The following is a 25,816-nucleotide window of genomic DNA, read 5'->3' as shown; positions in this document are numbered from 1 at the left end:
CACATTTGATCTTCGTTGCATTCGCTTAACTGACCGGCATTACGGCTTGCCGTGAAGGCCGGTACAGCAACAAGCAATACAGCCCCAGGCAGATCAGCCAGCAAAAGATCGCTGTCCACACATTGTGGGAAAAGAAATGCGCCCCTTGCAGCATACGGCTGACTGAAAACACGCTGCCCAGGCCGACAGCAAAGATGAACGCGTAGCGCGCCAGCCGTGGCCGTCGATCCCGCAGCGCGAAGAACCAGGCGAACAAGGCAAACCCGGTGGCGGCATGCCCGCCGGGCCAGCAGCGGCCGGGTTTATCGGTCGGCGGGCGCGGGCTGAGCAGTTCGCTGTAGGTTTCCTGGCCGCCGAACTCCTTGAGGCTCCAGGGGCATTGCACGGCGGTGATGGTTTTCAATGGCGACACGAACGCCGTCGCCATTCCCAGCGACAGCACCAGGCACACCAGTTCACGGCGGTACGGCTTGAGCCGCTGCAGGATGAAGCTGCCGACCAGGCCCAGAATCGCCAGCACCGAAAACAGGATCACCAGTTGCTTGGCACGGTCATGCAGGATGTCTTCAAGGAAGAAGCTATAGCGGCCAATGAAGCCGCCAGCCTCTGCGCTATAGAAATGCCTGGCCAGGTCCATGTCCAGTGACGTCAGTTCAAGCAACAGCAAGGCCACCGCAGCGCTGGCAGGCAGGCCCAGGCACAGCCAAAAATCAAGCGGTTTGGAAACCGGTAAAGAGGAGGCGGATTTCATCACGAACCTTGGTAGAAAAGCCCCGTGCTCACCTGCACGGGGCTTTTTGATTAGCGTTTGCTTAAGACTGGAGCCTCTTCCTTGGGCGCTTTCCAGCTCAGCAGTTGCTGTTTGTAGTCATAACTGGCGGCCTGGTAGTAGGTGATCGCCCGTTGAATCAAGGGGTCATCGCTACCGACGCGCAGCTCCTGGCTCTCGCCCAAGGCCTGGTCGTGGCGACGCAAGCCTTGGCGCGGGCTGAGGATTGCCAGGTCCTTGCCATCGAACAGACCCAGGTGCTGGTAATTGCCCACCACTACCCGTGCAGGCAATGGGTTGTCTTGCAGCAGGTTGCGGCCAAAGAATGTTGATTCGTAGCTCAGGTTGAGCAGGCCCAGCAAGGTCGGCGCCAGGTCGATCTGGCTGGCCAGTTGGGCGGATTCCCGTGCGTCGATCAGCTTGGGCGCGTAGATAAACAGCGGTATCTGGTAGTTGGTGATCGGCAGGTCTTCCTTGCCCGCGCTGCCGGCCGTGTGGTCGGCGACGAACACGAAGATCGTGTTATCGAACCACGGCTTCTGGCGCGCCGCCTCAAGGAACTGGCCGATGGCGTAGTCGGTGTATTTCACCGCGCCGTCGCGGCCCTTGCCGGACTTGATGTCGATGCGCCCGTCCGGGTAGGTATAAGGACGGTGGTTGGAGGTGGTCATCAGTTGCAGCAAGAACGGCTGTTGCTTGGCGTAGTCGGCGTCGGCCAGTTTCAAGGTCTGTTTGAACAGGTCTTCGTCGGCCATGCCCCAGGCGTTTTTGAACGAGATTTCTGACTCGGGCACGCTGCTCTGGTCCACCACCCGATAACCGTTGCCGCTGAAGAACGCGTTCATATTGTCGAAGTAACCGCGCCCGCCGTAGACAAATACGCTGTCATAACCGATGGCCGAGAGCTGTTGCCCCAGGCTGGCGAACCCGCTTTCGCGGCCGATGCGCTTGACGATCGAACGTCCCGGCGTCGGCGGGATTGCCAGGGTAATGGCTTCCAGGCCTCGGTCGGTACGCGTACCGGTGGCGTAGAAGTTATTGAAGTACAGGCTCTGTTGGCGCAATGCATCCAGATTGGGCGTGAGGTTGCGCGCATCGCCATTGCTGCCCATGTACTTGGCGCTGAAACTCTCGATGGTCACCAGTACGATGTTGGGCTTGCGCAGTGTGCCGGGGTTGGTGATGGCACGGCGAATATCCAGCGGGTCCGGGTCGATAAAGCGGGCGTTGGGCTCACTCAGTTCGGCGCGCAACTGCTTGGCGACGACGTCGGTCGGCAGGCTTTTGTAGAACTGGGTGTAATCCAGTTCGTTGTTACGGAAGGCGGCGAAGAACTGATAAGGCCCGTTGCTGGCCAATTCGTTGTTGTACGCGTTACCGCCTTGGGTGCGTGGGCTGTCCTGGCTGACCAGTTGCAGGCTGAGGCCGGCGAGCACCAGCAGGCCCAGGGCGTTGACCAAACGGCCACGCAGCGCAGGCAAGGGCGCTGCCATCGCGGCATTGAAGGGCTTGCGCAGAGCCACGCTCAGAATCAGTGCAAGCATCGCCAGCAGGCTCAGCAGCTTGCCGATCGGGTAAGACTCCAGCAGGTTGTTCAGTACCTCATCGGAGTACACCAGGTAATCGACAGCGATAAAGTTGAAGCGCACGCCAAACTCATCCCAGAACAACCATTCGGCCACCGAGGTGAACAGCATGGCGAACAGGCTGACGGTCAGCACCGCTTGCAGGAACCAGCGATGGCCACGGCGGCGCCACAGAGCTGGCGGGCAGAGCAGCAAATACAGGCCAAGCGGCAAGGCTGCGTAGGCGAGGAAGGCCAGGTCGTAGAGCACACCTACGCCAAACACCGGCAGCAGGTTGCCGCCGACTTCATCCAGGTGAGTGATGAGCAGCACACTGCGGGTAAGCAGGAAAACCAGTAACCAGGTACCGGTAATCAACAACAAATAGCGCATTGGTGCAGTTTTGAAAAAACCCATGTCTATGTTCCTTAGATCAATGGGGGGCGATCTTCTTCCTGAGGCTGTAGTCAGTTTGTGAAGCTATAGTGAAAAACTTGTTCGGCTCTGCAAACAGTTGAAAACCTTTATCAGCGGGGCTCTGCGCTCTATCCCTGAGCCCCGCTTGGCCTTAAGCTGCGCGAGCCAACACGGCCGTTACCGCGTACGGAGACACTGCCCATGCGAATTCTATTGGTTGAAGACAACCGCGATATCCTCGCCAACCTGGCCGATTACCTGGGGCTCAAAGGCTACACAGTGGACTGTGCGCAGGACGGTTTGTCGGGCCTGCACCTGGCGGCCACCGAGCATTACGACCTGATCGTGCTCGACATCATGTTGCCCGGCATCGATGGCTACACCCTGTGCAAGCGCCTGCGCGAAGACGCGCGCCGTGACACTCCGGTAATCATGCTTACCGCTCGCGACCAACTGGACGACCGGCTGCAGGGCTTCAAGTCTGGCGCCGATGACTACCTGCTCAAACCCTTCGCCTTGTCGGAACTGGCCGCCCGTATCGAAGCGGTGTTGCGCCGTGCCCAGGGTGGCGGGCGTCGTGCCCTGCAAGTGGGTGACCTGAACTACGACCTCGATACGCTGGAAGTCACCCGCGAAGGGCGCCTGCTCAAGCTCAACCCCGTGGGTCTGAAACTGCTCGCCGTGCTGATGCAGAAAAGCCCGCACGTTCTGCGTCGGGAAGTTCTCGAAGAAGCCCTGTGGGGAGACGACTGCCCGGACAGCGACAGCCTGCGCAGCCATGTTCACCAATTGCGCCAAGTGATCGACAAACCCTTCGCCAAGCCATTGCTGCAAACGGTGCATGGTGTGGGTTATCGCCTGGCCGAGGGTCGTGATGGAGTTTAAGCAAAGCCTTGCCCAACGGATCATCATCGCCTTCGCCTTGATGAGTGCGTTGGTGGCGGGGGCCTTCGCCATCGGCATCATCGCGACGGTGCACCTGGTGGAGGAGAAGTTGATCTCGGCGGGCTTGGGCGGCGACTTGCAACGCCTGCTGTTGATGGACAGCGTCGAAGACTGGAACCATCGGCCGGAGCCGGACCAGCTGTTCTATTTCAGCGGCGGGCGTGGCGATTTTGAACTGCCCAAGGACCTGCGCCATCTGGACCCGGGGTTTCATGAGGTGTTTCGCGAGGCGCTGTCGTACCACGCCATGGTTGAAGTGGTCGATGGCCGACGTTATGTGTTGCTGCAAGACCAGAGCGATTTCGAAGAGCGTGAGCGCGTGCTGTTTGCGGTGGTGCTGGTGGGGTTCGTACTCAGCCTGGCGCTGGCGGCGTTCCTCGGCTGGGTGCTGGCCCGCAAGGTGATGGCGCCGGTGGTACGCCTGGCCCGTCAGGTCCGTCATCGTGACCAACTGTTGGGCCTGGCACCGCCCCTGGCGCCGGATTACGCCGCCGATGAAGTGGGCGAACTGGCGGTGGCGTTCGACGCCACCTTGGGTCGTTTACGCCAGGCGCTGTCACGTGAGCAATTGTTTACCAGCGATGTGAGCCATGAGTTGCGCACGCCCTTGATGGTCCTGGCCAGCTCCTGCGAACTGTTGCGCGAAAACCCGGCCATCGATCAGCGCGGTCGCAATCAGGTAGAACGAATTGCCCGTGCCTGTGAAGAAATGCGCGAACTGGTGCAAACCTTCCTGATGCTGGCCCGCGCCAAACACGACGACGCCGCCAGTTCGCCCCAAGGCAACCTCACCCAGGTGGCCGAAGACCTGCTCGGTATCTGGCGCGAGCCCATCGAGAAAAAAGGCCTGACGTTGATCTACCTGCCAGGCAACCCCCTGGACACCTGCTACAACACCACCTTCTTGCATGCGGTGATGGGCAACCTGCTGCGCAACGCACTGCATTACACCGAGCACGGGTTTATCCGCCTGACCCTGGAGCCCAGTGGTTTCACGGTGGAGGACTCCGGTGTCGGCATCCCCGAAGAGAAGCGCGAAGCGATGTTCGAGCCGTTCGTGCGCGGTAGCGAGAAGCGTGGCGAGGGCCTTGGCCTCGGCTTGTCACTGGTGCAGCGGATCTGCGAAAGCCAGGGTTGGAGCGTGAGCCTGAGCACCATGGAGCCTAATGGCTGCCGTTTTCATGTGGAGCTCAACCCAGTCAAAACCTGACCATTCAGTCTGTCGTTTTGCTGATGCAGACTGCGTGCTTTTCGGCGAAGATGGCCCGGTGCTACTGAATGTTTCTGTAAAGTCTTGAAATGTATGCAATTGGACAGGACAAGATTTTCACAACGAGTTGACCTGTTGATCACAGTTCGCTGCTTAAGGTCGTAGGCATCAGTTACTGGAGACGTAAGATGCCTTCCCCGATCAAGCTGGAATTTTCTGATAAGTACGACGATCAACACGCCCAGAAATATTTGCTCAAGCATCAGGACAATCTGGCTCGCCGGTTGTCCCACAAGCGCGACGAGCAGTTGGCGCGCGGTGCGCTGGCCATGGCCGGCGAGCCGGGGCTGGTGTTGGACCTGCCTTGTGGCGCTGGACGTTTCTGGCCGTTGCTGGCCGAAAAACCCAACCGTGTGATTATCGGAGCTGACAATTCGGCGTCGATGTTAAAGATCGCCACCGCTGCGCAACCGGCAGAGGTGGTGAAACGGGTACGCCCTTTGCAGACGTCTGCCTTTGATATCGATTTGCCAGATAACTCCGTCGACAGTATTTTCTGCATGCGCTTGATGCACCACATCGGTGAGCCAGAGCACAGGCTGACAATATTGCGCGAGTTTCAACGTGTTACCCGCGACAGCGTGATTATTTCGCTGTGGGTAGACGGCAATTTCAAGGCCTGGAAGCGCAAGCGCAGCGAAGTGCGTCGTCGCAAAAAAGGTGAGCAGGAAGGTTACCAAAACCGGTTTGTGTTACCGGCTGCTACTGTCGAGGCAGAATTCGAGCAGGCCGGTTTCCGTGTTCAGGAATCCCTGGACTTCATACCGCTCTACGCCATGTGGCGAGTGTATGTATTGCGCAAGAGGTAACAGGATGGCAGTTGAGTGCGTAGTAGGCAGTCATGTAGCTCCCGAAGAACGATTTGATTTTTTCTGGCGTCAACAGGGTGAGTGGGTTGAAGAACCCAACCGCCGACGTGGTGGTGAAAGTGGCGTGCAACGGGTCATAAGCCCTAATGGCCGTTTGCTCTATTGCAAGCGCCAGACCGGCCACATTTACCGCAGCTGGCTGCACCCCTTTGGGCGTCCGACCGTGCTGCGTGAGCGTGATGCCCTCAAAGGCCTGCGTTTGCTGGATGTGCGTGTGCCGGAACTGGTGTTTTGCGAAGCACGTCGCGACCCAGAGCACCAGTGGAAAGCCCTGTTGGTCACCGCGTCTCTGGACGGTTTCGACGAGATTGAAAACTGGTACGCCGCCGGTGGCCGCGAACAGTATGGCGAGGCGGTCCACGAGCGCCTGCTGCAAGAGTTGGCCGGCACCTTGGCCCGTATGCACAAAGGCCGCTGGCAACACGGTTGCCTGTATATCAAGCACATTTTCGTGCGGGTTACCGGTGAGCCTGATGCGGCGACGGTGGAAGTGGCGCTGCTGGACTTTGAGAAATGCCGCCAGCGCCTGACCGCTTATCGGGCCGCGTCCCACGACATGCTGCAATTGCGTCGCCATTCGTCGTGGAATGATACCGACTGGAAAAAACTCAGCTACTTTTACGAGACGGCGTTTGGCAGCGCTATCAAGGGTTTAACCAGATGAAGCTAGAAATCGCACGAGGTTTGTTTCTGGTCGGGGCATTGGGTGTTGCAGCCCTGGCCCTGGCGGTATGGGAACAACCTCGTACACAAGTGTTGAGTGCGGTAGACGGTGGCGGGCAATGCCTGCTGCCACGCATTGCCAAGACGAGTGTGGCGGCCAAGCCCGACCATGAATTGTTGTTATTCATGTTCGGCATGTCTCAAGCGATGAGGCCGCAAAGTTGAAACGATTGACCCCGAAAAGGGCCTTGCCATGCGAGGCCCTTTTTTTATGGTGCGCCAGGCATGATCATTCCCACGCTCTGCGTGGGAATGCCTCTTGAGACGCTCTGCGTCTCGTCCGTTAGCGCCAGTGACGCAGAGCGTCACGGGTTGCATTCCCACGCAGAGCGTGGGAACGATCAAGCCCGCTCCCACATTTTGATGTCGTCGGTCTTTAGACCAAGTGCAGGTGGTTATCCCAGAACCCCGCCGGTAACTCCAGTGGTGTTGCCAGTAACTTTTCCTGGCGGCAGTCATAGAAGCGGCAACGCCCCTGTCCTGATGTCACGACAAACCCATCCGCCACCGCACCCACCCCCGCACAGTCCGGCAAGGGCCCATCCAGGCGCAGTTCGGCGGTGTCCATGTCCCAGATAAAAAAGCGATTGCCACGAGGTGCTGTCAACGCCACCAGGCGCAGTTCGCTATGCACCGCCACGCTGGCGGTGTAATGCCCCATCGCCTGCAACTGTTCATCCGCCACTGGGAACGCCACGAACGGCTGCCCCGGGCGCTTGATCGCCAGCAACTCGGAACGCTCCTGGGACGGGCCCATGAACTGTTGCCCCGTGAGGATGGTGCCATCGCTGGCGATGCCCATGTGCCGCACGCTGTTCATCTGCTGGGCCAGGGTTTCCTTGCTGATCAGGCTGCCGTCGCGCCGCATCAGCACCAGGCTCGGCTCCATGGCATTGAGGTTCATCTCTACCCGGCTTTCGGCTTCGGTGCGAATGCCACCGTTGGCCACGATCAGCGTCTCGCCGTCGGGCATCCACGAGACCTGATGCGGGCCGATGCCGTGGGTAGAGATCTCGCCGCTGTGCACCAGCCGCTCACCTTCAAACTTATACACACCCAACAGGCCGCGGCCAGGGTCGGAAGTGTCGTTCTCGGTGGCGTACAGCCAGTCGCCGCTCTTGTGGATCACCGCATGCCCATAGAAATGGCGGTTGGCGTTGGAGGTGATGGTTTGCAGCAGCCTGCCATCGCGCAGGTCGATCAGGTAGCTCTCGGTGCCTGGTCGACGGGCCACGAACAGCGCAATCGGCAACGTTGGGTGGTTGATGATGTCATGGCAGCGCTGGCCGACCTGGGTGGCAAATACCGGCTTGCCGTCCAGGCGATAGCCGACAGCGTAGTGCTTGCCATCGGCATCATCGCGCGCCGACAGCAGCAGCGGGCCTTTGTCTTTGTGCTTGAACAGCGTCCAGCCACCCAAGGTGATAGCGCTGAGCAGCACGCTGCCCACCGCCAAAGCCTGTCGCCTGAGCATCATCAGTCACCGTCGTTGGCGTTAAAGCCCAGTTGTACACCCAGCGCCTTGGCCAGTTCACCTTCATGCAGGCGATGGACTACGTTGAGGCTGTCGTAGATGTCGTTGAGTTGCTGGCGCCCGGCGTCGTCGTTCAACAGTTCGTTAAGGGTGCGCTGGTTGCTGGCGAACAGTTTCAGCGACGCTGCGTAGGCGGCGTCGATTTTCTCGGCCAGGGGCTTCTGGTCCGCCGGCAGCAGGCCACGCAGGCCTTTGTTATCCACGCCCACCCACACGGTCTGCGCTGCGGCGAGGCTGGCTTCCAGGCTCTGCAGGGACGACTGGCTGCGCCAGGCATCGGCCTGGAACGGTTGCGGGATGCCCTTGGTCTGGCGGCCCATTGGGGTGCCGAGTTTTTTCTTCAGGGTGTCCAGGGCGGTCACTTGCACGCGCAGCAGGTCGGCGATGGCTTCGTGGGAATCAGCGTAGCGCTGGTTCGGAAACTTGGTCATCTGCGCGAGCATGCCGTCGGTGCTGTTCCAGCTGGCCAGGATCTCTTCGGCCAGGACTTTCTGGCGCTCGCCGATGGCCATCAGTAACGGGCAATAGCGGGCTTTCTGGGCTTCGTCGGCGATGTCGGGCTTGGCGTCGTAGAGGATGTATTCGTAGGCCGACAGGCCCTGCACTACCACGCTGGATTTCGCCAGGGCCGCGGCGTCGATCTGCGGCTGGGCACTGACCAGTTGCTCGACCTGGCGGCCGACCAGGTTCTTCTTGTCTGGCCAGAACTGCACCTGCCACGCCCGGTTGCCTTCGGCCAGCGGGCCGATCAACAGCGGTTGCAGCTCGGCCCAGGCTTTTTGTGCGTGCAGGAAGTCAGCGCGGGCGGTGTCCAGGCTTTCCTTGCCTTGGCAGTAGGCCAGGGCGCTGACGGCCAACTGACGGTCGGCCTCAACCCAACGGCTGTAGGTCGGCAGGATCACTTGCTTGGCGATGGCTGCCGAGGTCACTGCTTGCGGGTCTTGGGGCGAGCAGGCGCCCAAGGCCAGGGCGGCGAGGCTGGTGAATAACAACTTGGGACGAAACATGTCGAGCTCCCTTCTGTAAGTGGGGCAAAGCTTATAAAGAATTCAGGAACGCCAGCAACGCGGCACGCTGCTCGGCATTGAACGACAACACATGTTGCTGCGCCGCTTGGGCTTCACCGCCATGCCACAGCACGGCTTCAAGCAGGTTGCGGGCGCGGCCGTCATGCAGGAACTGGGTGTGACCACTCACGGTTTGCGTCAGGCCAATGCCCCACAGCGGCGGGGTGCGCCAGTCGCGGCCAGTGGCTTTGAATTCGCTACGGTTGTCGGCCAGGCCTTCGCCCATATCGTGCAGCAGCAGGTCGCTGTAGGGGCGAATCACCTGGTTGGCCAGTTCAGGTTCGGCTGCATTGGCGGCGGTGGTGAAGCTGGGCTTGTGACAGCCTTGGCAACCGGCCTGGTAGAACAGGTTCTTGCCGGCCAGCACTTGCGGCGTATCAACGTCCCGACGTGCGGGCACCGCGAGGTTGCGGGTGTAGAACAGCACCAGGCGCAGGATGTTATCGCTGACTTCCGGTTCACCCTGCGGGCCATTGCCGTTGGGCGCCTGTTTGCAGGCCACTTGGGCGTCGGTGCAGTCATCGAAGGGTCTCAGGGACGTGGTGAGGCCCATATCACCAGAAAACGCGTGAACGTTTTGTTGATTGAGGTTGGGCTGCCCGGCTTTCCAGCCAAAACGCCCGAGGACAGTTTTGGCCTGAGCGTCATCCCAGACCCAATTGGCGCGGCCGACAATAGCCTCTTTGTCGGCGGTCTTGGGGTCGGTGTTGCGCAGGATATCGGCGTCGCTGATCGCTTCGAGCAGGCCCAGGCCGATCATCGGCGGGGCGATACGCGCCGAGAAGCGTGTGTCAGGGTGCATCGGGCCGTAGCCGAGTTGGGTGATCTGCAGGTCGGGCTTGCGTAATTCAACGAGCGTGCCGTCCTTGAACCTGACGTTGACCGGTGTGTAGTCGACCCGCACCTTGCCTTCCGGCGCAACGCCGGGCACCGCCATGTCCTGGAGTTGCCCGCCGTAGACCGGCTCGGGTACCACGCCGATCTGTTCGATGAGCTTGGCGTAGGCTGGCTGCTCTGTAATAGAGGGATGGATGGACAGGCGCACCAGCATCGACACGGCATTGGGCGCGTCGGGCAGCGGCGGGTGGCCACGGCCATCCTTGATATGGCAGTTCTGGCAGGCGTTGGTATTGAACAGCGGGCCCAGGCCATCGCGCGCCGTGGTGGTGGACGGCGCAATCACCCACGGGTTGCGAAAGAAACTGTTGCCGACGCTGAAGTCCAGGCGCCGCGTCGGCGCGAGGTTGGCCGAGGGCAGGGAAAAGGCGTTCTGGTCGCGCTTGTTTACCGTCGCCGCGCCACCGGCCCGCGATTCACCCGGCTCTGCTTTCGTGAAGCGAGGGGCGTCATCGCAAGCAGTCAGGCTTAAAGCCATTAACGCTGCTGGCAGGTACAAAAGCGCACGGAACATCGAGATTCCTGGACGAGGGCAGAAAATTAAGGCGCAAAGTCTAACAGGGCAGGGCAGATTGAATAAGAGCAATTATCGTTTGGTGGCATCCCGATTCTTTCCCGCTAGAATGGCTGCACATTTTTTTATGGAGGTGGCCAATGCAGGCTCTCGACGCTTTGCTCAACCGTGTTTCCGTGCCCCGTTTGCTCGACCCGGCACCGACCCAGGAGCAGCGCGACCTGCTGTTCGCCGCCGCCATGCGCGCGCCCGATCACGGTCAACTGCGCCCGTGGCGTTTCCTCACCGTCGAAGGCGCAGCCCGTGAACAGATGGGCACGCTGTTGGCCGAAGCCGCCCGCCTGCAAGACGCCGACGCACCGCAAGCCGCCATCGATAAAGCCCAGAACGGCCCGCTGCGTGCGCCGCTGGTGGTGGTGGTGATTGCACGCTTGCAAGAGCATTTCAAAGTGCCCAAGTCCGAGCAATTGCTGGCCGCCGCCTGTGCGGCCCACGGCATTCTGCTGGCGGCGTATGCCCAGGGTATTGGCGCGGTGTGGCGTACTGGCGAATTGTCCTACTCGGCCCATGTCGCCAAAGGCCTGGGGTTGGCGGCGAATGAAGAAGTGATTGGCTTTCTCTACCTGGGCACACCGCAGAACCCACCGCGTACGGCGCCGAAGGAAGACCTGACGCCGTTCGTCCAGGCCTGGCCCGGCCGGTAATTCACCGCTGTTCTGCTCTATGTGAGAGCTGGCTTGCCTGCGATGGCATCGACTCGGTTTCACAGATACACCGAGTTGTCTGCATCGCGGGCGAGCCCGGCTCCCACCCAGATGTTTAGTGTTTTCAGAACCGAGTCAGACCCTGAACTGATCCATCAACTTCATCTGCTGGCTGGCCAGCGCATTGAGCTGGCTGCTGATCGCCGCCGACTCGGTGGCCTGGCCCGTGAGGGTTTCGGTCACGGTGCGAATCGCCGAGACGTTGCGGTTGACCTCTTCGGCCACCGCGCTCTGCTGTTCGGCCGCGCTGGCGATTTGCAGGTTCATGTCGCTGATCACGGTGACCGCGTCGCTGATCTTGCCCAGGGCTTGCACGGCTTGATGGATCTGCCCGGCATTGCTCTGCGCCTGGTGCTGGCTGGAGTGCATGGTCGCCACTACGCCACGAGTACCGCTCTGGATACGCTCGATCACCAGGCGGATTTCTTCCACCGAGTCCTGGGTGCGTTTGGCCAGGTTGCGCACTTCGTCGGCCACCACCGCAAAGCCACGTCCGCTTTCCCCGGCGCGTGCCGCTTCAATCGCCGCATTCAACGCCAGCAGGTTGGTCTGTTCGGCAATGCTGCGGATCACCTCCAGCACTGAACCGATTTGCTCGCTGTTGACCGCCAGGGCTTCGACTTCGCCCACGGCTTTGCTGACTTCGTCGGCCAGGGTGGTGATATCGCGGGTGCTCTGCTCGATGATCGACATGCCTTCGCGAGCCGACTGGTCGGCACCGCGTGCCGCGCTGGCGGCATTGGAGGCGCTGTTGGCCACGTCGTGGGCGGTGGCGCTCATTTCGTTCGACGCGGTGGCGACCTGGTCGATTTCACGGAACTGCACCCGCATGCCTTCGCTGGTCTGGCGCGCAATGGCGGACGACTGATCGGCCGTCCCGCGGGCTTCGGTAATGCTTTGCTTGATCTGCGCAATGGTCGGCTGCAGTTTGTCGAGGAAGCGGTTGAACCAGTTCACCAGCTCGCCCAGTTCGTCTTTCTTGGCGTAGGCCAGGCGTTGGGTGAGGTCGCCGTCACCGCTGGCGATGTCCTTGAGCATGGCGGCCACGCTATTGATAGGGCGGGTCACGCCAGTAGCGGTCAGCCAGATCAACAGCAAGCCCAGCAGGCCAGCGGCGGCGGCCACCAGCAGGGCTTTTAGCGTGCCTGTTGCCTGGGCCTCGTCGAGTACGGCTTGCAGTTTTTCGTTGTCGGCCAGCATCACCGCTTTGGGCAGCTTGATCACCACGCCCCAGGATTTGGCACCGGCAATCGGCTTGAGCGGGTACACGGCACGAATGGTGTCGTCCTGCTCACGGATCACCGGACGGTCATTGGCCAACAGTTGCACGATCTCCTTGCCTTCGGCGCCGATGCTGTCGATCAGGTTCTTGCCGACTTTGGCCGGTTCACCACTGTAGGCGGCGATTAGGCCGGTGCTGGACAGAATCTCCAGGTGGGCGGCACCGTTGAACAGGTCTTTCTGCGCAGCATCGGTGGTCGCTTGCAGGGCGGTGAGGGCGATGTCCACGCCGACGACACCGATGACTTTGCCGTCGACGATCAGCGGCAGGGAAATGGTGGTCATCAGTACCGGTTTGCCGGCCACCGTGTCTTCGTACGGGTCCAGCAGGCACGTACTGCGCGTGTCCCGTGGGCAGGTGTACCAGATGTTGTAGGGCGTGCCGCTGAGGTTGAGGGTGGTCTTGGTCAGGTCATCTTCGACCATGATGGTGTTCTGGCCTTCGCCGCCAGCACGACTCCAGTAGCTGGAAAACCGGCCTTTTTCATTGGAGACGCGGGCCTTGTCGTCGATGAATTCGCTGTCCTTGCCATCCAGCCCGTTGGGTTCGAACGACAACCAGATGCCCAGCACTTTGGTGTTGCGCTCGAACGCGGTTTTGACGCTGCGGTTGAGCTCTTCACGCAGGGCCCCGGCTTCAAGGGCGCGTTGGGTGCCCAACTGACGCAGGTCTTTGATCTGGTCGGCCAGGGCGGTGACCACCAGCAGGTTTTCGCCGAAGGTCTGCTGCAAGTGGCCGGCCTGTTCGGCCGCTTTGGATTGCAGCAACTGCTCAACGCTGGCGGTGAGCATTCGTGAGCTTGAATCACTGACCAACCGATCGTTCTGGTTGGTGTTGTAGATATTGATGCCGACCACCAGTGCAATCACACCCAGCAGGCACAGGCCGGACAGCAACACGATTTTCAAGCGGATGGAGAGGGTGTCGAACATAGGTTCACTCACGAATGGACTTGTTGGAATGCACGCAGAAGAGCCAAGTCCATTCGGCGCCGTACCTGAAACATCGGCGTCACAAATCAATTCATGAGAAATAGGCGATGAGCGGTAGGAAAATGCCTACACCGGCCGTTATACGGGGCGTGCGAGCTGCTCGGGGCGGGACCAGATCCACAGGTTGCCCAGGCTCATCCCGGCAATCGCCAGGTACACCGGCCAGCCGTGATCGAGCATCACCAGCATCAGCACGGCGCACAGCAACATGCTCACCGTGGCGCTGACCTTGGCGCGGCGGGCGATGATCTTGCCATTGCGCCAGTTGGACAGAATCGGCCCGAACAGGCGATGGTTTTCCAGCCAGGCGCTGAGGCGCGGCGAGCTTTTGGTGGCGGCCCAGGCAGCGAGCAAGATGAATTCGGTGGTGGGCAACCCCGGTATGACAATCGCCACCAAGCCGATCCCCAGGCTCACGTAGGCCAGCAGGCCAAAGAGGACTTGGGCGATTTTGGAGGAGGATTGGGGTTTGCCGGTCATGCTGCAGTTTTCTGGTGGGAAGGTTTACACATTATCAGCCATGAAATGCACCCAAGTGTGGGAGCTGGCTTGCCTGCGATGGCGGTGTATCAGGTTAAATATCTGGAGCTGACCCACCGCCATCGCAGGCAAGCCAGCTCCCACATTGAACCGCTGATTACCAGAACACTTACGCCAGTTCTGGGGCGCTAGCGTACGCCTGTTCCAGCAACACGGTGAAGCGCACAAACGCATCAATCGCGCCTTTTTCCACGGCAGCTTCTTCTTCGGCACTGAATGCCAGGCCGTCGAGGGTGCGGGTGAAGCTTTTCCAGCCTTCGGCGCGACCACCGGCCGGCTCGCCCAGGTGGCGGGCACCGAAGGTTTCGCTCAGGCCCAGGCCCACGGCGCGCTTGATCAGGAACGCAGCGCCCAGCTTGGAGCCTTCGGAGACGAACAGCCAGCCCAAAGCTTCGGCTTTGCTGGGGTTATTCACCGCACCGGCAACCGGGGCCGGGATTTCGGTGTCCAGGTCTGCCAGGTCGAGCTTGGCCGCTTCGGCGCGGCAGCGGGCGGCCAGGTCAGGGATGATCTGGTTCAACTCGGCATCGTTGTACAAGGCCACCAGTTCCGATTGGAACAGGTACTGGGCCACCACGAAACGGGCGAAGTTGGCTTGGGTTTCGAACGGCGCGTGAGCTTTCACCAAGGCGTCGAGCTTGGTGTGCGGCGCGTTGGTGATCTGGTTCAGGCGTTGGGAGCGCAGGCTTGGGCGTTCTGCGGTGGAAGAAGCGGTCATGAAAAAAGTCCTTGAGAAGAGAAGCGCCTGGGCGCCCTGAAGAGAGCTGTTATCAACTAGACGAACAAGAAGACGCGGCACAGTAAAAAATCCTCACCTCGCCGCGGCTGCAAGGGCGGCGAGGTGAGGCGGATGGGTCAGATGTCCCAGATCACGTTGATCGCAAAGTTGCGACCGGGCTGGGTCAGGCGGTCGAGGTTGGCCGGGCCGGTCACACCGGCTTCGCCGACGCTGTCGTAGCTGCGCACGTCATCCCAGTTCCAGTACTTCTTGTCGGTGAGGTTGTAGAGGCCGCCGTTGACGGTCACGTCTTTGCTCACCTTGTAGTAAGCGGTCAGGTCGAGGATGCCGAAGCCCGGGGTCTTGAACGGGCCGTCGGTGCCGCCGTCGGGCGCGTGGAAGGTGGTGCTGTCGACGCGGTCCTGTTTTTTCACCACGGTCCAGCTCACCAGGCCACCGTAGTTGTCCTGGTCGTAGCCCAGGCCAAACACGCCCTTGAGCGGGTTGACGCTGTTCAACGGCTCGCCATTGTCGTCGTTGCGACCGTAGGTGTAGGCAACCGAGCCTTGGGTATACAGACCCTTCGGCGCGCCGAAGGTATCCAGGTTCAGGCGGCCCTTGGCTTCCACGCCCTTGATGGTGGCGCGCTTGATGTTGACCGCCTGGAACTGCTCCACGGTGCCGCCGACCACGGCGTTGTCTTCGTCGATAAAGTCGCGGTACTTGTTGTAGTACACCGCAATATCGAAAGAGCCTTCGTCGAATTTGCCGCGAATCCCGGTTTCGATGCCTTTGCTGGTTTCCGGCTTGAGGTCGGGGTTGGGTTCGACGGTGTAGCCCAGGTTGAGGTTTTCGAAGCGACCGTACAGTGCTTTGGCAGACGGCGTGCGGAAGCCCTCGGCGTATTGGCCGAACCAGGTGTAGTTGTCGGTCAGGGCATAGGTGAGGCCGAACTTGGGTGTGACGCGGTTCCAGGTCTTGTCTTTGCCATCGACGGCATAGGCGCCGGTCGGGTTGACGGTGTTGAGGAATTCCTGGGTCAGCTTGGGCTTGAGCCGGGTGTAGTCATAACGCACGGCGGGCAGGAAGGTCCATTTGTCCCAGGTGATCTGGTCCTGGGCGAACAGCGAGTAGGTGTTGATGGTCGGGTCGGGGAAGTCGCTGGCCTTTTTCACGCTGTCGCTGGCTGATGGGCTTGGCGCGCCGATGGCGGTGCAGCCGGCGCCAATGGCCAGGCACGAGGCCGAGCCTTCGCGTGAGCCGGTGACTTTCTGCTGCTTGAGGGTGGTGCCGTAGGTCACTTGGTGGTCGGTTTCGCCGAGGCTGAATGCTTTGTCCAGTTGCGCGTCGAAGACCCACTGTTTTTCTTCGTAAAGGGTGTCGCGGGTACGCAGGACGCGACGGCCGGCCTGGTAGATTTCGGCGGTGGTCTGGTCGGTCTTGGCGATCTGGTAGTTGAGGCTGGTCTTGATGCGGTCGGCAATCGGCGACTCCAGGGCGAAGGTGTTTTCCAGGCCGAAGCGCTCGCGAGTAATGGTGTCGTTACCGCGACGGTCGCGGTACAGGTTCATGCCCCGACCACCGATGAACGGACCGCCCACTGCGTTTTTCAGATTGACGTCGCGGTCATCCTTGAACTTCTCATAGGTCAGGCCCAGGCGGTTGTCATCGCCATAGTTCCAGCCCAGCTTGGCCAGCACGTTGGTGGTGCGCGCATCTTCCGGGTTGGCGCCGGTACGGGCCAGGCCGGTGGCGTTGTTGCCATCGTAGGACTCGGTTTCATGGCCATTGCGCTGGCTCAGGTGCAGCAAACCGTCGAAGTCTTGCACACGCCCGGCGAAGGTGCCGGAGGTCAGCCAGCTCTCGTCGGCGGAGCTGTAGCCGGTCTTCAGGCGGGCGCCGACGTCCTGGCCTGGCTTGATGATGTCATCCGGGTCGAGGGTGAAATAACTCACCGCGCCGCCGATGGCGCTGCTGCCGTACAGGGCCGAGGCCGGGCCGCGCAGGATCTCCACGCGCTTGACGATTTCCGGGTCGACGTAATTGCGGCGGGTCTTGGCGTAAGGGCCGTTGAAGAAATTGTCCGGCACTTCGACGCCATCCACCTGGGTGAGGACGCGGTCGCCGTCGATGCCACGAATGTTGTAGCCCGCGTTACCCGAGCGCGTACCGGCGCCGCCGACGGAGACGCCGGGTTCGTAGCGCACCAGTTCACGGATGTTGTTGACGTGCTGGCGGTCCAGTTCTGCGCGGTCGTGCACGCTGACGGTGCTCGGTACACTGTTCACATCCTGTTCATTGCGGGTGGCGCTGATGGTCACCTGTTGCAGGGCGAGGGCGCTGCCGGCGCTACGTTTTTCCAGCACGATGTTGTTGGTGCCCAGTTTGCGATAGCTCAGGTTGGTCCCCACCAACAGCCGCTCCAAGGCTTTTTCCGCTGGCAGCGGGCCGCGCACGCCAGGGGACGACACGCCCTGGCCCAGTTCGGCCGGCAGGCCGACTTGCCAGCCGGTCACTGCGGTGAAGGCGTTGAGTGCCGACACCAGTGGCTGCTGTTCGATGCTGAACGTGTAATTGGCGTGGCTGCGAGCGGCAGGTTCCGCGGCGGTGGCGCTCATGACGGGCGTACCAGCCAGCAGGATCGCGGCGGTCAGCAAGGACAAAACGGGCGAAGCAGACCGGCGGTTGAAACGAGAGGACATCGAGAGCGCTCCGGGATACGAATCTTATAGTTGCGAACCGAACCGAATAGGAATCAGTTGCATTGGCTATAACGAGACGTATCGCCGGTTAATAACGAGTAAAAATAATTCTCATTTAGTTCAGAATCACCAGCGCCGGGTACTCCGACAGCTTGGCCGAGGTGATGTGGGCCAGGGAGCGCACCACGTCCAGGGGCTGGTCGAGGCGGTAGTTGCCGGTGACGGCGACGCTGGCCAACTGCTCGTTGTTGTTGACAATCCAGCCGGGGTAATAGCGGCGCAGCTCAGCCAGCACTTCGCTCAGCGGGCAGTTTTCGAATACCAGCCGGCCCTGCACCCAGGCCAGATCCTTGCTGGGGTCGAGCTTGGCCGGTTGGCCGAAACCCTTGGGGCCGATGCGGATGCTTTCACCGGCGCTCAGGCGCACGCGGGCATCGTCGAACGTGTTGCTCAGGTCGACATCGCCGCGCTGCACTTGAACCTGGGCTTCGCCATTGAGGTAGCGCACGGCAAAGGCGGTGTCGCGCACGCTGGCGCGCACCGGGCCCGCGTCGATCTCCAGCGGCAGGCCACGGGTGGGCGCTATTTCAAAGTACGCTTCGCCCTGGTAGAGGCGGGCAATGCGCTGGTGGTCCTTGATGGTGCTGGAAAACGCCGAGTTGGTGTTCAGCAGCACCTTGGAGCCATCGTCCAGTTGCAGGCGCTGGCGCTCGCCCACCACCGTCAGATGGTCGGCCTGCAAACGCACCGGCAGGTTGCTGAAACTGAACAGGCCGACCAGTAACACGGCGGCGGTGGCCAGGGGTTTCCAGTGCGGTCTGATCCGGCGCCAGCCGCTGGGCTTGCGCGGTGCGGCGAGGGCCACGGCGGCGCTGTGTACCGGCGCGTCCCCCCAGGCGGCCTGGGCTTTGCTGAAGGCGTGGACATGCGCCGGGTCCTGGGCCAGCCAGGCGTCGAACGCGGCCTGCTGCCCAGGTTGCGGGCACTGCAAGGCGATCAGCCAATCGAGGGCTTGGTCCATGGCCGCGTCTTGCAACACCTCATGAGCCAACGCATGGGGGCGCAGTTTATTCGGGTCCGTCACGGTGTTCCTCGGGTCTTCGCCACGTTTTATTCATTTTTCCTACAGCTTGGATCGACACCTCTGTCGGGTGAAGCTTAAGGCTGATCCAGCCGTTCGGCCACACCCACACAGATAGCCATGATCAATTTGAGTTCCTTTTGCACCGTGCTCAAGGACACGCCCAATTGATCGGCAATCTCTTGGTAGCTGCAACCGTGCAGGCGGCTGAGGATGAAAATCCGCTGCTGGCGGGCGCTCAACTGGCCGAGGCTGACACTCAGGTGCTCCAGCAGCTGCTCTGCCTGGGTAGCTTCCTCCGGCGTGCTGGCCGGCGCGGCGACGCTTTGCAGGACATCCAGCGGGACATCCTCCTGCAGGGTACGCGCCTGAATCCTGCGCGAACGCAAGTGATCCAGCGCCAGGTTGCGGGCTGTTTGGTAGACAAAGGGTTCAAGGTGGTCGATTGGCCGCTCGCTCAGGGCCCGAGTCACGCGCAGGTAGGTTTCCTGCAACAGGTCCTCGGCAGTGCTGTGGTTATGCACCATGCGTTGCAGAGTTCGTAGCAGGATCACCCGTTGGGTGAGGAAGACGTGGTTGAAGCGAGATTGGCTCACAGTGATACCAGACCGATTTGCAGTGAATGATAATGCTTATCATCAACTGAAATGGCAAGTGGCACTTTGAGATGCCTTGGAGATTGTGTGGGAGCCAGGCTTATGTGGGAGCTGGCTTGCCTGCGATAGCATCACCTCGGTTTGACTGAACGACCGAGTCGCCTGCATCGCGGGCAAGCCCGGCTCCCACACAAGCCAGTTCACACAATCCAGCCCGGGGCTTATTCGGCGTTACACAACGCCAGGCAGTTATCCAGCATACGGTTGGAGAAGCCCCACTCGTTGTCATACCACGCGAGCACTTTGAGCAATTTGCCGCTGACCTTGGTGTGATTAGCGTCGAAGATCGACGACAGCGGGTTATGGTTGAAGTCGCTGGAAACCAGCGGCAGGGTGTTGTAGCCGAGGATCTTCGAATGCTGGCTGGCGTGTTTGAGCAGGGCGTTGACTTCATCGGCCGTGGCTTCTTTCTTCAACTGCACGGTGAGGTCCACCAGCGACACGTTGATCACCGGTACACGCACCGCCATGCCGGTCAGCTTGCCTGCCAGTTCCGGCAGCACCAGGCCCACCGCTTCAGCGGCGCCGGTCTTGCTCGGGATCATGTTCTGGGTGGCCGAACGCGCGCGGTACGGGTCGGTGTGGTACACGTCGGTGAGGTTCTGGTCGTTGGTGTAGGCGTGAATAGTGGTCATCAGCCCGCTTTCGATGCCCAGCTCGCGATGCAGCACCTGGGCGACCGGCGCCAGGCAGTTGGTGGTGCACGATGCGTTGGAAATGATCTGGTGGGATTGACGCAAGATGTCATGGTTTACGCCATAAACCACAGTCGCGTCCGCGCCTTTGGCCGGGGCCGAAATGATCACCTTGCGCGCGCCGGCGCTAATATGCGCGGCAGCCTTGTCACGGTCGGTGAACAGGCCGGTGCATTCGAACACCACGTCAATCTTGTGCGCAGCCCACGGCAGGTCGGCGGGGTTGCGAATGGCACTCACGGCAATCCGGTCACCATTGACGGTCAGGCTTTCCTGATCGTGGGCAACCTCTGCGTCGAAAGTGCCGTGTACGGTGTCGTACTTGAGCAGATGGGCATTGATCGAACTGTCGCCCAAATCGTTGATGGCGACGATCTGCAGATCCTGGCGATAGCCTTGGGTATACAGTGCGCGCAGGACATTACGGCCGATACGGCCAAAACCATTGATTGCGATTCGAAGAGTCATCGGAAAGTGCCTGTCGTCGATTTGTTGTAAGAATTACAAGATTATTCGCATAAAAATAGAAAACAAGCCTTTTTAGTGGCAATATTTTGTTCAATCTACAACGAGTGACCTGAATCAACTGGTCCGATGATCCAAACGACCCCCTGCCATCCCATGAGCCGTGGGCGTTTGATCAGCATAGACTCTCAGGTCGCCACATCCGTTAGCCTGGAGTTCTATACATGCATCCCCGCGTTCTTGAGGTCACCGAACGGCTTATCGCCCGCAGCCGCGCCACCCGCGAGGCTTACCTTGCGCTCATTCGCGGCGCAGCCAGCGACGGTCCGATGCGCGGCAAGCTGCAATGCGCCAACTTCGCCCACGGCGTGGCCGGTTGCGGCACCGAAGACAAAAACAGCCTGCGCATGATGAATGCCGCCAACGTTGCAATTGTTTCTTCTTATAACGACATGCTCTCGGCGCATCAGCCCTACGAGCATTTCCCCGAACAAATCAAAAAGGCTCTGCGCGAAGTCGGCTCGGTCGGCCAGTTCGCCGGCGGCACCCCCGCCATGTGCGACGGCGTGACCCAGGGCGAGCCGGGCATGGAACTGAGCCTGCTCAGCCGTGAAGTCATTGCCATGTCCACGGCGGTAGCGCTGTCCCACAACATGTTCGACGCCGCGCTGATGCTGGGCATCTGCGACAAGATTGTTCCTGGCCTGATGATGGGCGCGCTGCGCTACGGCCACCTGCCGATGATTTTCGTGCCAGGCGGGCCGATGCCCTCGGGTATCTCCAACAAGCAGAAGGCCGATGTGCGCCAGCGCTATGCCGAAGGCAAGGCCAGCCGCGAAGAACTGCTGGAATCGGAGATGAAGTCCTACCACAGCCCCGGCACCTGCACTTTCTACGGCACCGCCAACACCAACCAGTTGCTGATGGAAGTCATGGGCCTGCACTTGCCTGGCGCTTCGTTCGTCAACCCGTACACGCCCCTGCGGGATGCGTTGACCCGTGAAGCTGCGCACCAGGTCACGCGTTTGACCAAGGCCAATGGCAACTTCACGCCGATTGGCGAGATTGTCGACGAGAAGTCCATCGTCAACTCCATCGTTGCGCTCAACGCCACTGGCGGCTCCACCAACCACACCCTGCACATGCCGGCCATTGCCATGTCGGCAGGCATCATCCTGACCTGGCAGGACATGGCCGACCTCTCCGAGGTGGTGCCGACCCTGTCCCACGTGTATCCAAATGGCAAGGCTGACATCAACCACTTCCAGGCGGCGGGCGGTATGTCGTTCCTGATCCGCGAACTGCTGGAAGCCGGCCTGCTCCACGAAGACGTCAACACCGTGGCCGGCAAGGGCCTGAGCCGCTATATCCAGGAACCTTTCCTGGTGGATGGCGAGCTGGTCTGGCGCGACGGCCCGATCGAAAGCCTCGACGAAACCATCCTGCGCCCGGTGGCCCGTGCGTTCTCGCCGGAAGGCGGCTTGCGCGTGATGGAAGGCAACCTTGGCCGTGGCGTGATGAAGGTTTCGGCGGTAGCGCCGGAGCATCAGGTTGTCGAAGCGCCCGCGGTGGTGTTCCAGGACCAGCAGGACCTGGCCGATGCCTTCAAGGCCGGCTTGTTGGAAAAAGACTTCGTCGCCGTGATGCGCTTCCAGGGGCCGCGCTCCAACGGCATGCCGGAACTGCACAAGATGACCCCGTTCCTGGGCGTGTTGCAGGACCGTGGTTTCAAAGTGGCGTTGGTAACAGACGGGCGCATGTCCGGCGCGTCGGGTAAGATCCCTGCCGCGATCCACGTCAACCCCGAAGCCCAGAGCGGCGGGCCGCTGGCGCGGGTCCAGGATGGCGATATCATCCGTGTGGATGGCGTTACCGGCACCCTGGAGCTTAAGGTGGACGCCGAAGTATTTGCAGCGCGCACGCCTGCCACGGGCCTGTTGGGCAATAACGTGGGAGCCGGTCGCGAGCTGTTTGCATTCATGCGCTTGGCCGCAAGCTCCGCAGAGCAGGGCGCCAGCGCCTTTACCTCTGCCTTGGAGACGCTTAAGTGAAGCTTGCGCTGGTCGGTGACATCGGGGGGACTAACGCCCGTTTTGCGTTATGGCGGGATCAGGAACTGCATTCGATCCGCGTGCATGCCACGGCGGATCACGGCAGCCCTGAAGAGGCGATCAAGGTCTATCTCAAAGAGGAAGGCCTGGAAATCGGGGACATCGGTGCGGTGTGCCTGTCGGTGGCCGGGCCGGTGAGCGGCGATGAATTCAAGTTCACCAACAACCACTGGCGCCTGAGCAAAACCGCGTTTTGCCAGGCCCTGCAGGTGGATGAACTGTTGCTGGTCAACGACTTCTCGGCCATGGCCCTGGGCATGACCCGGCTCAAGCCCGACGAATTCCGCGTGGTCTGCGAAGGCACGCCGGAGCCCTTGCGCCCGGCCGTGGTGATCGGCCCAGGTACGGGTCTTGGTGTCGGCACCTTGCTGGACCTCGGCGCAGGCCGTTGGGCAGCATTGCCGGGGGAGGGTGGGCATGTCGACCTGCCCCTGAGCAGCCCACGGGAAACCCAGCTGTGGCAACACATCTACAGCGAGATCGGGCATGTCAGCGCCGAAACCGCGTTAAGCGGTGGCGGCCTGCCACGGCTGTACCGGGCGATTTGTGCGGTGGATGGGCATGAGCCGGTGCTCGACACCCCCGAAGCCATCACGGCGGCGGGCCTGGCCGGCGATCCGGTGGCGATGGAAGTATTGGACCAGTTCAGCATCTGGCTGGGCCGGGTGGCGGGCAATAACGTCTTGACCACCGGTGGACGCGGTGGCGTGTACATCGTGGGTGGGGTGATACCGAGGTTTGCCGACTTCTTTATCGCCAGTGGTTTCGCTAAAAGCTTCGCGGATAAAGGCTGCATGAGCGACTACTTCAAAGGTATTCCAGTGTGGTTGGTGACGGCGCCGTATTCCGGGCTGACTGGGGCGGGTGTGGCGCTTGAGCAAGCTTTTGCATAGGTCATAATGGCGCCATCGCAGGCAAGCCAGCTCCCACAGTCCGGAATGCATTCCAAGTGTGGGAGCTGGCTTGCCTGCGATGACGGCCTAAAGCGCACCCGATGATTTAAGCCAGGCCATAACAACAAGGAGGCCCCCGTGAGCGTAATCAGTAAATCCATTCTCCTCGTCGACGACGACCAGGAAATCCGCGAATTGCTGCAAACCTACCTCAGTCGCGCCGGCTTCCAGGTCCGTGGCGTGTCCGACGGTGCGGGGTTCCGCCAGGCAATGAACGAGGCGCCGTGCGACCTGGTCATCCTCGATGTCATGTTGCCAGACGAAGACGGCTTCAGCCTGTGCCGCTGGATTCGCCAGCACCCGCGCCAGGCGCAGGTGCCGATCATCATGCTCACCGCCAGTTCCGACGAAGCCGACCGCGTGATCGGCCTGGAGCTGGGCGCCGATGACTATATCGGCAAACCATTCAGCCCCCGCGAGTTGCAGGCGCGTATCAAGGCACTGCTGCGCCGCTGCCAATTCGGCCAGGAGCGCAGCAGCGGCGGTGATGTGTGGGGGTTCGATGAATGGCGCCTGGATATGATCAGCCACCGCTTGTTTCATGTGGATGGTGAAGAGGTGATCCTCTCCGGTGCCGACTTCGCCTTGCTCAAGTTGTTTCTCGACCACCCGCAACAGATCCTCGACCGCGACACCATCGGCAACGCCACCCGTGGCCGCGACCTCATGCCCTTGGACCGCATCGTCGACATGGCCGTCAGCCGCTTGCGCCAGCGTCTGCGCGACACCGAGAAACCTCCGCGGCTGATCCGCACCGTGCGCGGCAGCGGCTATCAACTGGCAGCCAGCGTGGTTGCCGGCAATGCCCACTGAAGCGCTGAACGAACGTCGCCGCCGCTTCCCGGTACCCCGCTCGCTGCTGGGGCGCATGTTACTGTTGACCTTGCTGGCGGTGCTGTTCGCCCAGGCGCTGTCCAGCGTGATCTGGGTGTCGCAATTGCGCGCCACCCAGCTTGAGGGCTTGGTCACCAGCGCCCGCAGCCTAGCGCATTCAATGACTGCCAGCGTGAGTTACTTCCGGTCGCTGCCGGTGGCCTATCGCCCGTTGGTGCTGGACCAATTGCGCAGCATGGGCGGCACGCGTTTTGTGGTGACCCTCAATGATCGCCCGCTGGACATGCAGCTATTGCCCGAAACCCCACGCAAGCAGGCGGTGCTGGTGGCAGTGGATGAAGTGCTGCGCCAGACCCTGGGTGCCGACGTGCATATCTCGGTGGAGTTCGTCAGCGCCGAAGACCTGCGCATCTTCAATGCCGGCCTGAAGCTCGACGAACTGCCACGCTCCTGGGCCCATTACGCGTTGACCCTGGAGCCGGTGAACCCGCCGGTGCTGGTCACCCAGATCCAACTGGCACCCGGTGAATGGCTGTACATCGCCTCGCTATTGCCCGAGCCCTACACCAGCCTGGAAGAGCAAGGCCTGCCGTCCCAGCAGGTGTGGTTCATCGTGCTCACCAGCGGTTTTCTGCTGCTGTTCATCGGCCTGCTGGTGCACTGGCAAAGCCGACCGCTCAAGCGCCTGGCGCGAGCGGCGCGGGACATGTCCCTGGGCGCCGATGTGGAGCCGGTGGCTGAAGGCGGCGGCAGTGAAGTGGTGGAAGTGGGCCGTGCGTTCAATGCCATGCGTGAACGCATCAGCCGTTACCTGACCGAGCGCAGCCAGTTGTTCAGCGCGATTTCCCATGACCTGCGCACACCCATCACCCGCCTGCGCCTGCGCGTGGAATTGCTGGAGGACGAGAACCTGCAAAACAAATTCGGCCGTGACCTGGATGAACTGGAATTGCTGGTCAAGGGCGCGTTGCAATGCGTGAAAGACACCGACATCCACGAAAACATCCAGCCGGTGGACCTCAACCACGTCCTCGAATGCCTGGTGGAGCCATACCTGGCCCCCCATGGCAATGGCCGAGTGACCCTCGATGGCGCGGCGCTGTCAGCCTACCCAGGCAAGCCGCTGGCGCTCAAGCGTTGCATCGGCAACCTGATCGACAACGCGCTGAAGTACGGGCAGAACGCGCATTTGCATATCGAGGACGATGGCGCGCAGTTCATTCTGCATGTGGATGACGAGGGGCCTGGTGTGCCGCAGCAGCGGCTGGAACAGGTATTTGAACCGCACTTTCGACTGGCCGGCCAGCAGCAGGGTTACGGACTGGGGTTGGGCATTGCGCGCAATATTGCCCATAGCCATGGTGGCGAAGTGAGTTTGCAGAACCTGCGCGAAGGCGGCCTGCGCGTCACCCTGCAACTACCAAGAACCTTGGACTAACAAACACCTGAGATC

General features: G+C 61.2%; 22 protein-coding genes and 1 pseudogene. 10 read left to right on the top strand and 13 right to left on the bottom strand.

The genetic code is table 11. The features are described from left to right. Nucleotides 1-25: 25 nt before the first annotated feature. Together GH769_RS19320 and GH769_RS19315 are read right to left on the bottom strand one after the other, a co-directional pair. Nucleotides 26-751 (bottom strand): phosphatase PAP2 family protein, encoded by a 726-nt coding sequence (locus tag GH769_RS19320; RefSeq protein ID WP_019817329.1) that lies wholly within the window; start codon nucleotides 749-751, stop codon nucleotides 26-28. Between the two features lie 50 nt (nucleotides 752-801). After that, entirely contained in the window at nucleotides 802-2,751 is a 1,950-nt protein-coding gene (locus GH769_RS19315) for an LTA synthase family protein (RefSeq protein WP_032902717.1), read from the bottom strand. Between the two features lie 201 nt (nucleotides 2,752-2,952). Between GH769_RS19315 and colR the strand changes: the two genes are divergently transcribed. The 5 genes from colR (at nucleotide 2,953) to GH769_RS19290 (ending at nucleotide 6,723) form a co-directional block, all read left to right on the top strand. After that, entirely contained in the window at nucleotides 2,953-3,636 is a 684-nt protein-coding gene (gene colR / locus GH769_RS19310) for a two-component system response regulator ColR (RefSeq protein ID WP_003193936.1), read from the top strand. Continuing rightward, complete coding sequence (locus GH769_RS19305; protein WP_032902719.1) at nucleotides 3,626-4,906, top strand: HAMP domain-containing sensor histidine kinase; 1,281 nt, start codon at nucleotides 3,626-3,628, stop codon at nucleotides 4,904-4,906. Before colR ends, GH769_RS19305 begins: the two co-directional genes overlap by 11 nt. A gap of 188 nt (nucleotides 4,907-5,094) precedes the next feature. Next, a complete protein-coding gene (locus GH769_RS19300; RefSeq protein ID WP_003193934.1) occupies nucleotides 5,095-5,775 on the top strand; it encodes a class I SAM-dependent methyltransferase in 681 nt (226 codons plus the stop codon). Nucleotides 5,776-5,779: 4 nt separating this feature from the next. Then, on the top strand, nucleotides 5,780-6,499 hold the full coding sequence (locus GH769_RS19295) for a lipopolysaccharide kinase InaA family protein (protein ID WP_019817333.1): 720 nt from the start codon (nucleotides 5,780-5,782) through the stop codon (nucleotides 6,497-6,499). Continuing rightward, the gene (locus tag GH769_RS19290; protein WP_003193932.1) at nucleotides 6,496-6,723 is read left to right on the top strand and encodes a hypothetical protein; all 228 of its coding nucleotides are present in this window, start codon (nucleotides 6,496-6,498) and stop codon (nucleotides 6,721-6,723) included. The genes GH769_RS19295 and GH769_RS19290 overlap by 4 nt, the downstream gene beginning before the upstream one ends. A gap of 211 nt (nucleotides 6,724-6,934) precedes the next feature. On the opposite strand, the gene GH769_RS19285 is transcribed toward GH769_RS19290, so the two are convergent. Genes GH769_RS19285 through GH769_RS19275 form a run of 3 tightly spaced genes read right to left on the bottom strand, consistent with a single transcriptional unit; the run spans nucleotide 6,935 to nucleotide 10,570 of the window. Next, a complete protein-coding gene (locus GH769_RS19285; RefSeq protein ID WP_032902721.1) occupies nucleotides 6,935-8,032 on the bottom strand; it encodes a DUF1513 domain-containing protein in 1,098 nt (365 codons plus the stop codon). Nucleotides 8,033-8,034: 2 nt separating this feature from the next. Next, on the bottom strand, nucleotides 8,035-9,099 hold the full coding sequence (locus GH769_RS19280) for an imelysin family protein (protein WP_032902722.1): 1,065 nt from the start codon (nucleotides 9,097-9,099) through the stop codon (nucleotides 8,035-8,037). A gap of 31 nt (nucleotides 9,100-9,130) precedes the next feature. Then, the gene (locus tag GH769_RS19275) at nucleotides 9,131-10,570 is read right to left on the bottom strand and encodes a di-heme oxidoredictase family protein (protein ID WP_020301347.1); all 1,440 of its coding nucleotides are present in this window, start codon (nucleotides 10,568-10,570) and stop codon (nucleotides 9,131-9,133) included. Nucleotides 10,571-10,710: 140 nt separating this feature from the next. Between GH769_RS19275 and GH769_RS19270 the strand changes: the two genes are divergently transcribed. Next, nucleotides 10,711-11,274 carry an NAD(P)H nitroreductase gene (locus GH769_RS19270; RefSeq protein ID WP_003193928.1) on the top strand — a complete coding sequence of 188 codons (564 nt, stop codon included), beginning with the start codon at nucleotides 10,711-10,713 and terminating at the stop codon, nucleotides 11,272-11,274. A gap of 135 nt (nucleotides 11,275-11,409) precedes the next feature. Here the strand turns inward: GH769_RS19270 and GH769_RS29490 are convergent, their stop codons facing one another. The 8 genes and pseudogenes from GH769_RS29490 to gap all read right to left on the bottom strand — a co-directional run bounded on the left by GH769_RS29490 (nucleotide 11,410) and on the right by gap (nucleotide 20,468). Beyond that, nucleotides 11,410-12,165 (bottom strand): methyl-accepting chemotaxis protein, encoded by a 756-nt coding sequence (locus GH769_RS29490; protein ID WP_371921767.1) that lies wholly within the window; start codon nucleotides 12,163-12,165, stop codon nucleotides 11,410-11,412. 102 nt (nucleotides 12,166-12,267) lie between these two features. After that, nucleotides 12,268-13,407, bottom strand: a pseudogene (locus GH769_RS29485) (HAMP domain-containing protein); the annotation flags it as partial. A 279-nt stretch (nucleotides 13,408-13,686) separates the two neighbouring features. Further along, the gene (locus GH769_RS19260; protein WP_014719757.1) at nucleotides 13,687-14,088 is read right to left on the bottom strand and encodes a YbaN family protein; all 402 of its coding nucleotides are present in this window, start codon (nucleotides 14,086-14,088) and stop codon (nucleotides 13,687-13,689) included. Between the two features lie 169 nt (nucleotides 14,089-14,257). Further along, nucleotides 14,258-14,866: a biliverdin-producing heme oxygenase gene (locus GH769_RS19255; protein WP_014719756.1), complete on the bottom strand. Its 609-nt coding sequence runs from the start codon at nucleotides 14,864-14,866 to the stop codon at nucleotides 14,258-14,260. A 137-nt stretch (nucleotides 14,867-15,003) separates the two neighbouring features. Beyond that, complete coding sequence (locus GH769_RS19250; protein WP_032902726.1) at nucleotides 15,004-17,568, bottom strand: TonB-dependent receptor; 2,565 nt, start codon at nucleotides 17,566-17,568, stop codon at nucleotides 15,004-15,006. A gap of 115 nt (nucleotides 17,569-17,683) precedes the next feature. Next, on the bottom strand, nucleotides 17,684-18,652 hold the full coding sequence (locus tag GH769_RS19245; protein ID WP_019817338.1) for a FecR domain-containing protein: 969 nt from the start codon (nucleotides 18,650-18,652) through the stop codon (nucleotides 17,684-17,686). Nucleotides 18,653-18,726: 74 nt separating this feature from the next. Further along, nucleotides 18,727-19,245 carry an RNA polymerase sigma factor gene (locus tag GH769_RS19240; protein ID WP_003193922.1) on the bottom strand — a complete coding sequence of 173 codons (519 nt, stop codon included), beginning with the start codon at nucleotides 19,243-19,245 and terminating at the stop codon, nucleotides 18,727-18,729. A gap of 221 nt (nucleotides 19,246-19,466) precedes the next feature. Further along, on the bottom strand, nucleotides 19,467-20,468 hold the full coding sequence (gap, locus tag GH769_RS19235; protein ID WP_003193921.1) for a type I glyceraldehyde-3-phosphate dehydrogenase: 1,002 nt from the start codon (nucleotides 20,466-20,468) through the stop codon (nucleotides 19,467-19,469). 221 nt (nucleotides 20,469-20,689) lie between these two features. On the opposite strand from gap, the gene edd reads away from it, so the two are divergent. The 4 genes from edd to GH769_RS19215 all read left to right on the top strand — a co-directional run bounded on the left by edd (nucleotide 20,690) and on the right by GH769_RS19215 (nucleotide 25,801). Continuing rightward, nucleotides 20,690-22,516, top strand: coding sequence for a phosphogluconate dehydratase (gene edd / locus GH769_RS19230; protein WP_014719752.1), 1,827 nt, complete (start codon nucleotides 20,690-20,692; stop codon nucleotides 22,514-22,516). Then, nucleotides 22,513-23,469, top strand: a complete 957-nt coding sequence (locus tag GH769_RS19225; protein ID WP_014719751.1) for a glucokinase — start codon at nucleotides 22,513-22,515, stop codon at nucleotides 23,467-23,469. The genes edd and GH769_RS19225 overlap by 4 nt, the downstream gene beginning before the upstream one ends. Before the next feature lie 138 nt (nucleotides 23,470-23,607). Beyond that, nucleotides 23,608-24,342: a response regulator gene (locus tag GH769_RS19220; RefSeq protein ID WP_032902728.1), complete on the top strand. Its 735-nt coding sequence runs from the start codon at nucleotides 23,608-23,610 to the stop codon at nucleotides 24,340-24,342. Further along, nucleotides 24,332-25,801: an ATP-binding protein gene (locus tag GH769_RS19215; protein ID WP_014719750.1), complete on the top strand. Its 1,470-nt coding sequence runs from the start codon at nucleotides 24,332-24,334 to the stop codon at nucleotides 25,799-25,801. Before GH769_RS19220 ends, GH769_RS19215 begins: the two co-directional genes overlap by 11 nt. Nucleotides 25,802-25,816 lie beyond the last annotated feature (15 nt).

Source organism: Pseudomonas sp. CFSAN084952 (assembly GCF_009648855.1).
GTDB lineage: Bacteria > Pseudomonadota > Gammaproteobacteria > Pseudomonadales > Pseudomonadaceae > Aquipseudomonas > Aquipseudomonas paracarnis.
The sequence above is the reverse complement of the archived record's forward strand: the minus strand, read 5'-3'. Positions and strand labels throughout refer to the sequence as shown.

Bases quoted from the DNA above. Each gene is read 5' to 3' on its own strand.
- GH769_RS19320 (WP_019817329.1), bottom strand. From the start codon at position 751: ATGAAATCCGCCTCCTCTTTACCGGTTTCCAAACCGCTTGATTTTTGG.
- GH769_RS19315 (WP_032902717.1), bottom strand. From the start codon at position 2,751: ATGGGTTTTTTCAAAACTGCACCAATGCGCTATTTGTTGTTGATTACC.
- colR (WP_003193936.1), top strand. From the start codon at position 2,953: ATGCGAATTCTATTGGTTGAAGACAACCGCGATATCCTCGCCAACCTG.
- GH769_RS19305 (WP_032902719.1), top strand. From the start codon at position 3,626: ATGGAGTTTAAGCAAAGCCTTGCCCAACGGATCATCATCGCCTTCGCC.
- GH769_RS19300 (WP_003193934.1), top strand. From the start codon at position 5,095: ATGCCTTCCCCGATCAAGCTGGAATTTTCTGATAAGTACGACGATCAA.
- GH769_RS19295 (WP_019817333.1), top strand. From the start codon at position 5,780: ATGGCAGTTGAGTGCGTAGTAGGCAGTCATGTAGCTCCCGAAGAACGA.
- GH769_RS19290 (WP_003193932.1), top strand. From the start codon at position 6,496: ATGAAGCTAGAAATCGCACGAGGTTTGTTTCTGGTCGGGGCATTGGGT.
- GH769_RS19285 (WP_032902721.1), bottom strand. From the start codon at position 8,032: ATGCTCAGGCGACAGGCTTTGGCGGTGGGCAGCGTGCTGCTCAGCGCT.
- GH769_RS19280 (WP_032902722.1), bottom strand. From the start codon at position 9,099: ATGTTTCGTCCCAAGTTGTTATTCACCAGCCTCGCCGCCCTGGCCTTG.
- GH769_RS19275 (WP_020301347.1), bottom strand. From the start codon at position 10,570: ATGTTCCGTGCGCTTTTGTACCTGCCAGCAGCGTTAATGGCTTTAAGC.
- GH769_RS19270 (WP_003193928.1), top strand. From the start codon at position 10,711: ATGCAGGCTCTCGACGCTTTGCTCAACCGTGTTTCCGTGCCCCGTTTG.
- GH769_RS29490 (WP_371921767.1), bottom strand. From the start codon at position 12,165: ATGCGGGTGCAGTTCCGTGAAATCGACCAGGTCGCCACCGCGTCGAAC.
- GH769_RS19260 (WP_014719757.1), bottom strand. From the start codon at position 14,088: ATGACCGGCAAACCCCAATCCTCCTCCAAAATCGCCCAAGTCCTCTTT.
- GH769_RS19255 (WP_014719756.1), bottom strand. From the start codon at position 14,866: ATGACCGCTTCTTCCACCGCAGAACGCCCAAGCCTGCGCTCCCAACGC.
- GH769_RS19250 (WP_032902726.1), bottom strand. From the start codon at position 17,568: ATGTCCTCTCGTTTCAACCGCCGGTCTGCTTCGCCCGTTTTGTCCTTG.
- gap (WP_003193921.1), bottom strand. From the start codon at position 20,468: ATGACTCTTCGAATCGCAATCAATGGTTTTGGCCGTATCGGCCGTAAT.
- edd (WP_014719752.1), top strand. From the start codon at position 20,690: ATGCATCCCCGCGTTCTTGAGGTCACCGAACGGCTTATCGCCCGCAGC.
- GH769_RS19215 (WP_014719750.1), top strand. From the start codon at position 24,332: ATGCCCACTGAAGCGCTGAACGAACGTCGCCGCCGCTTCCCGGTACCC.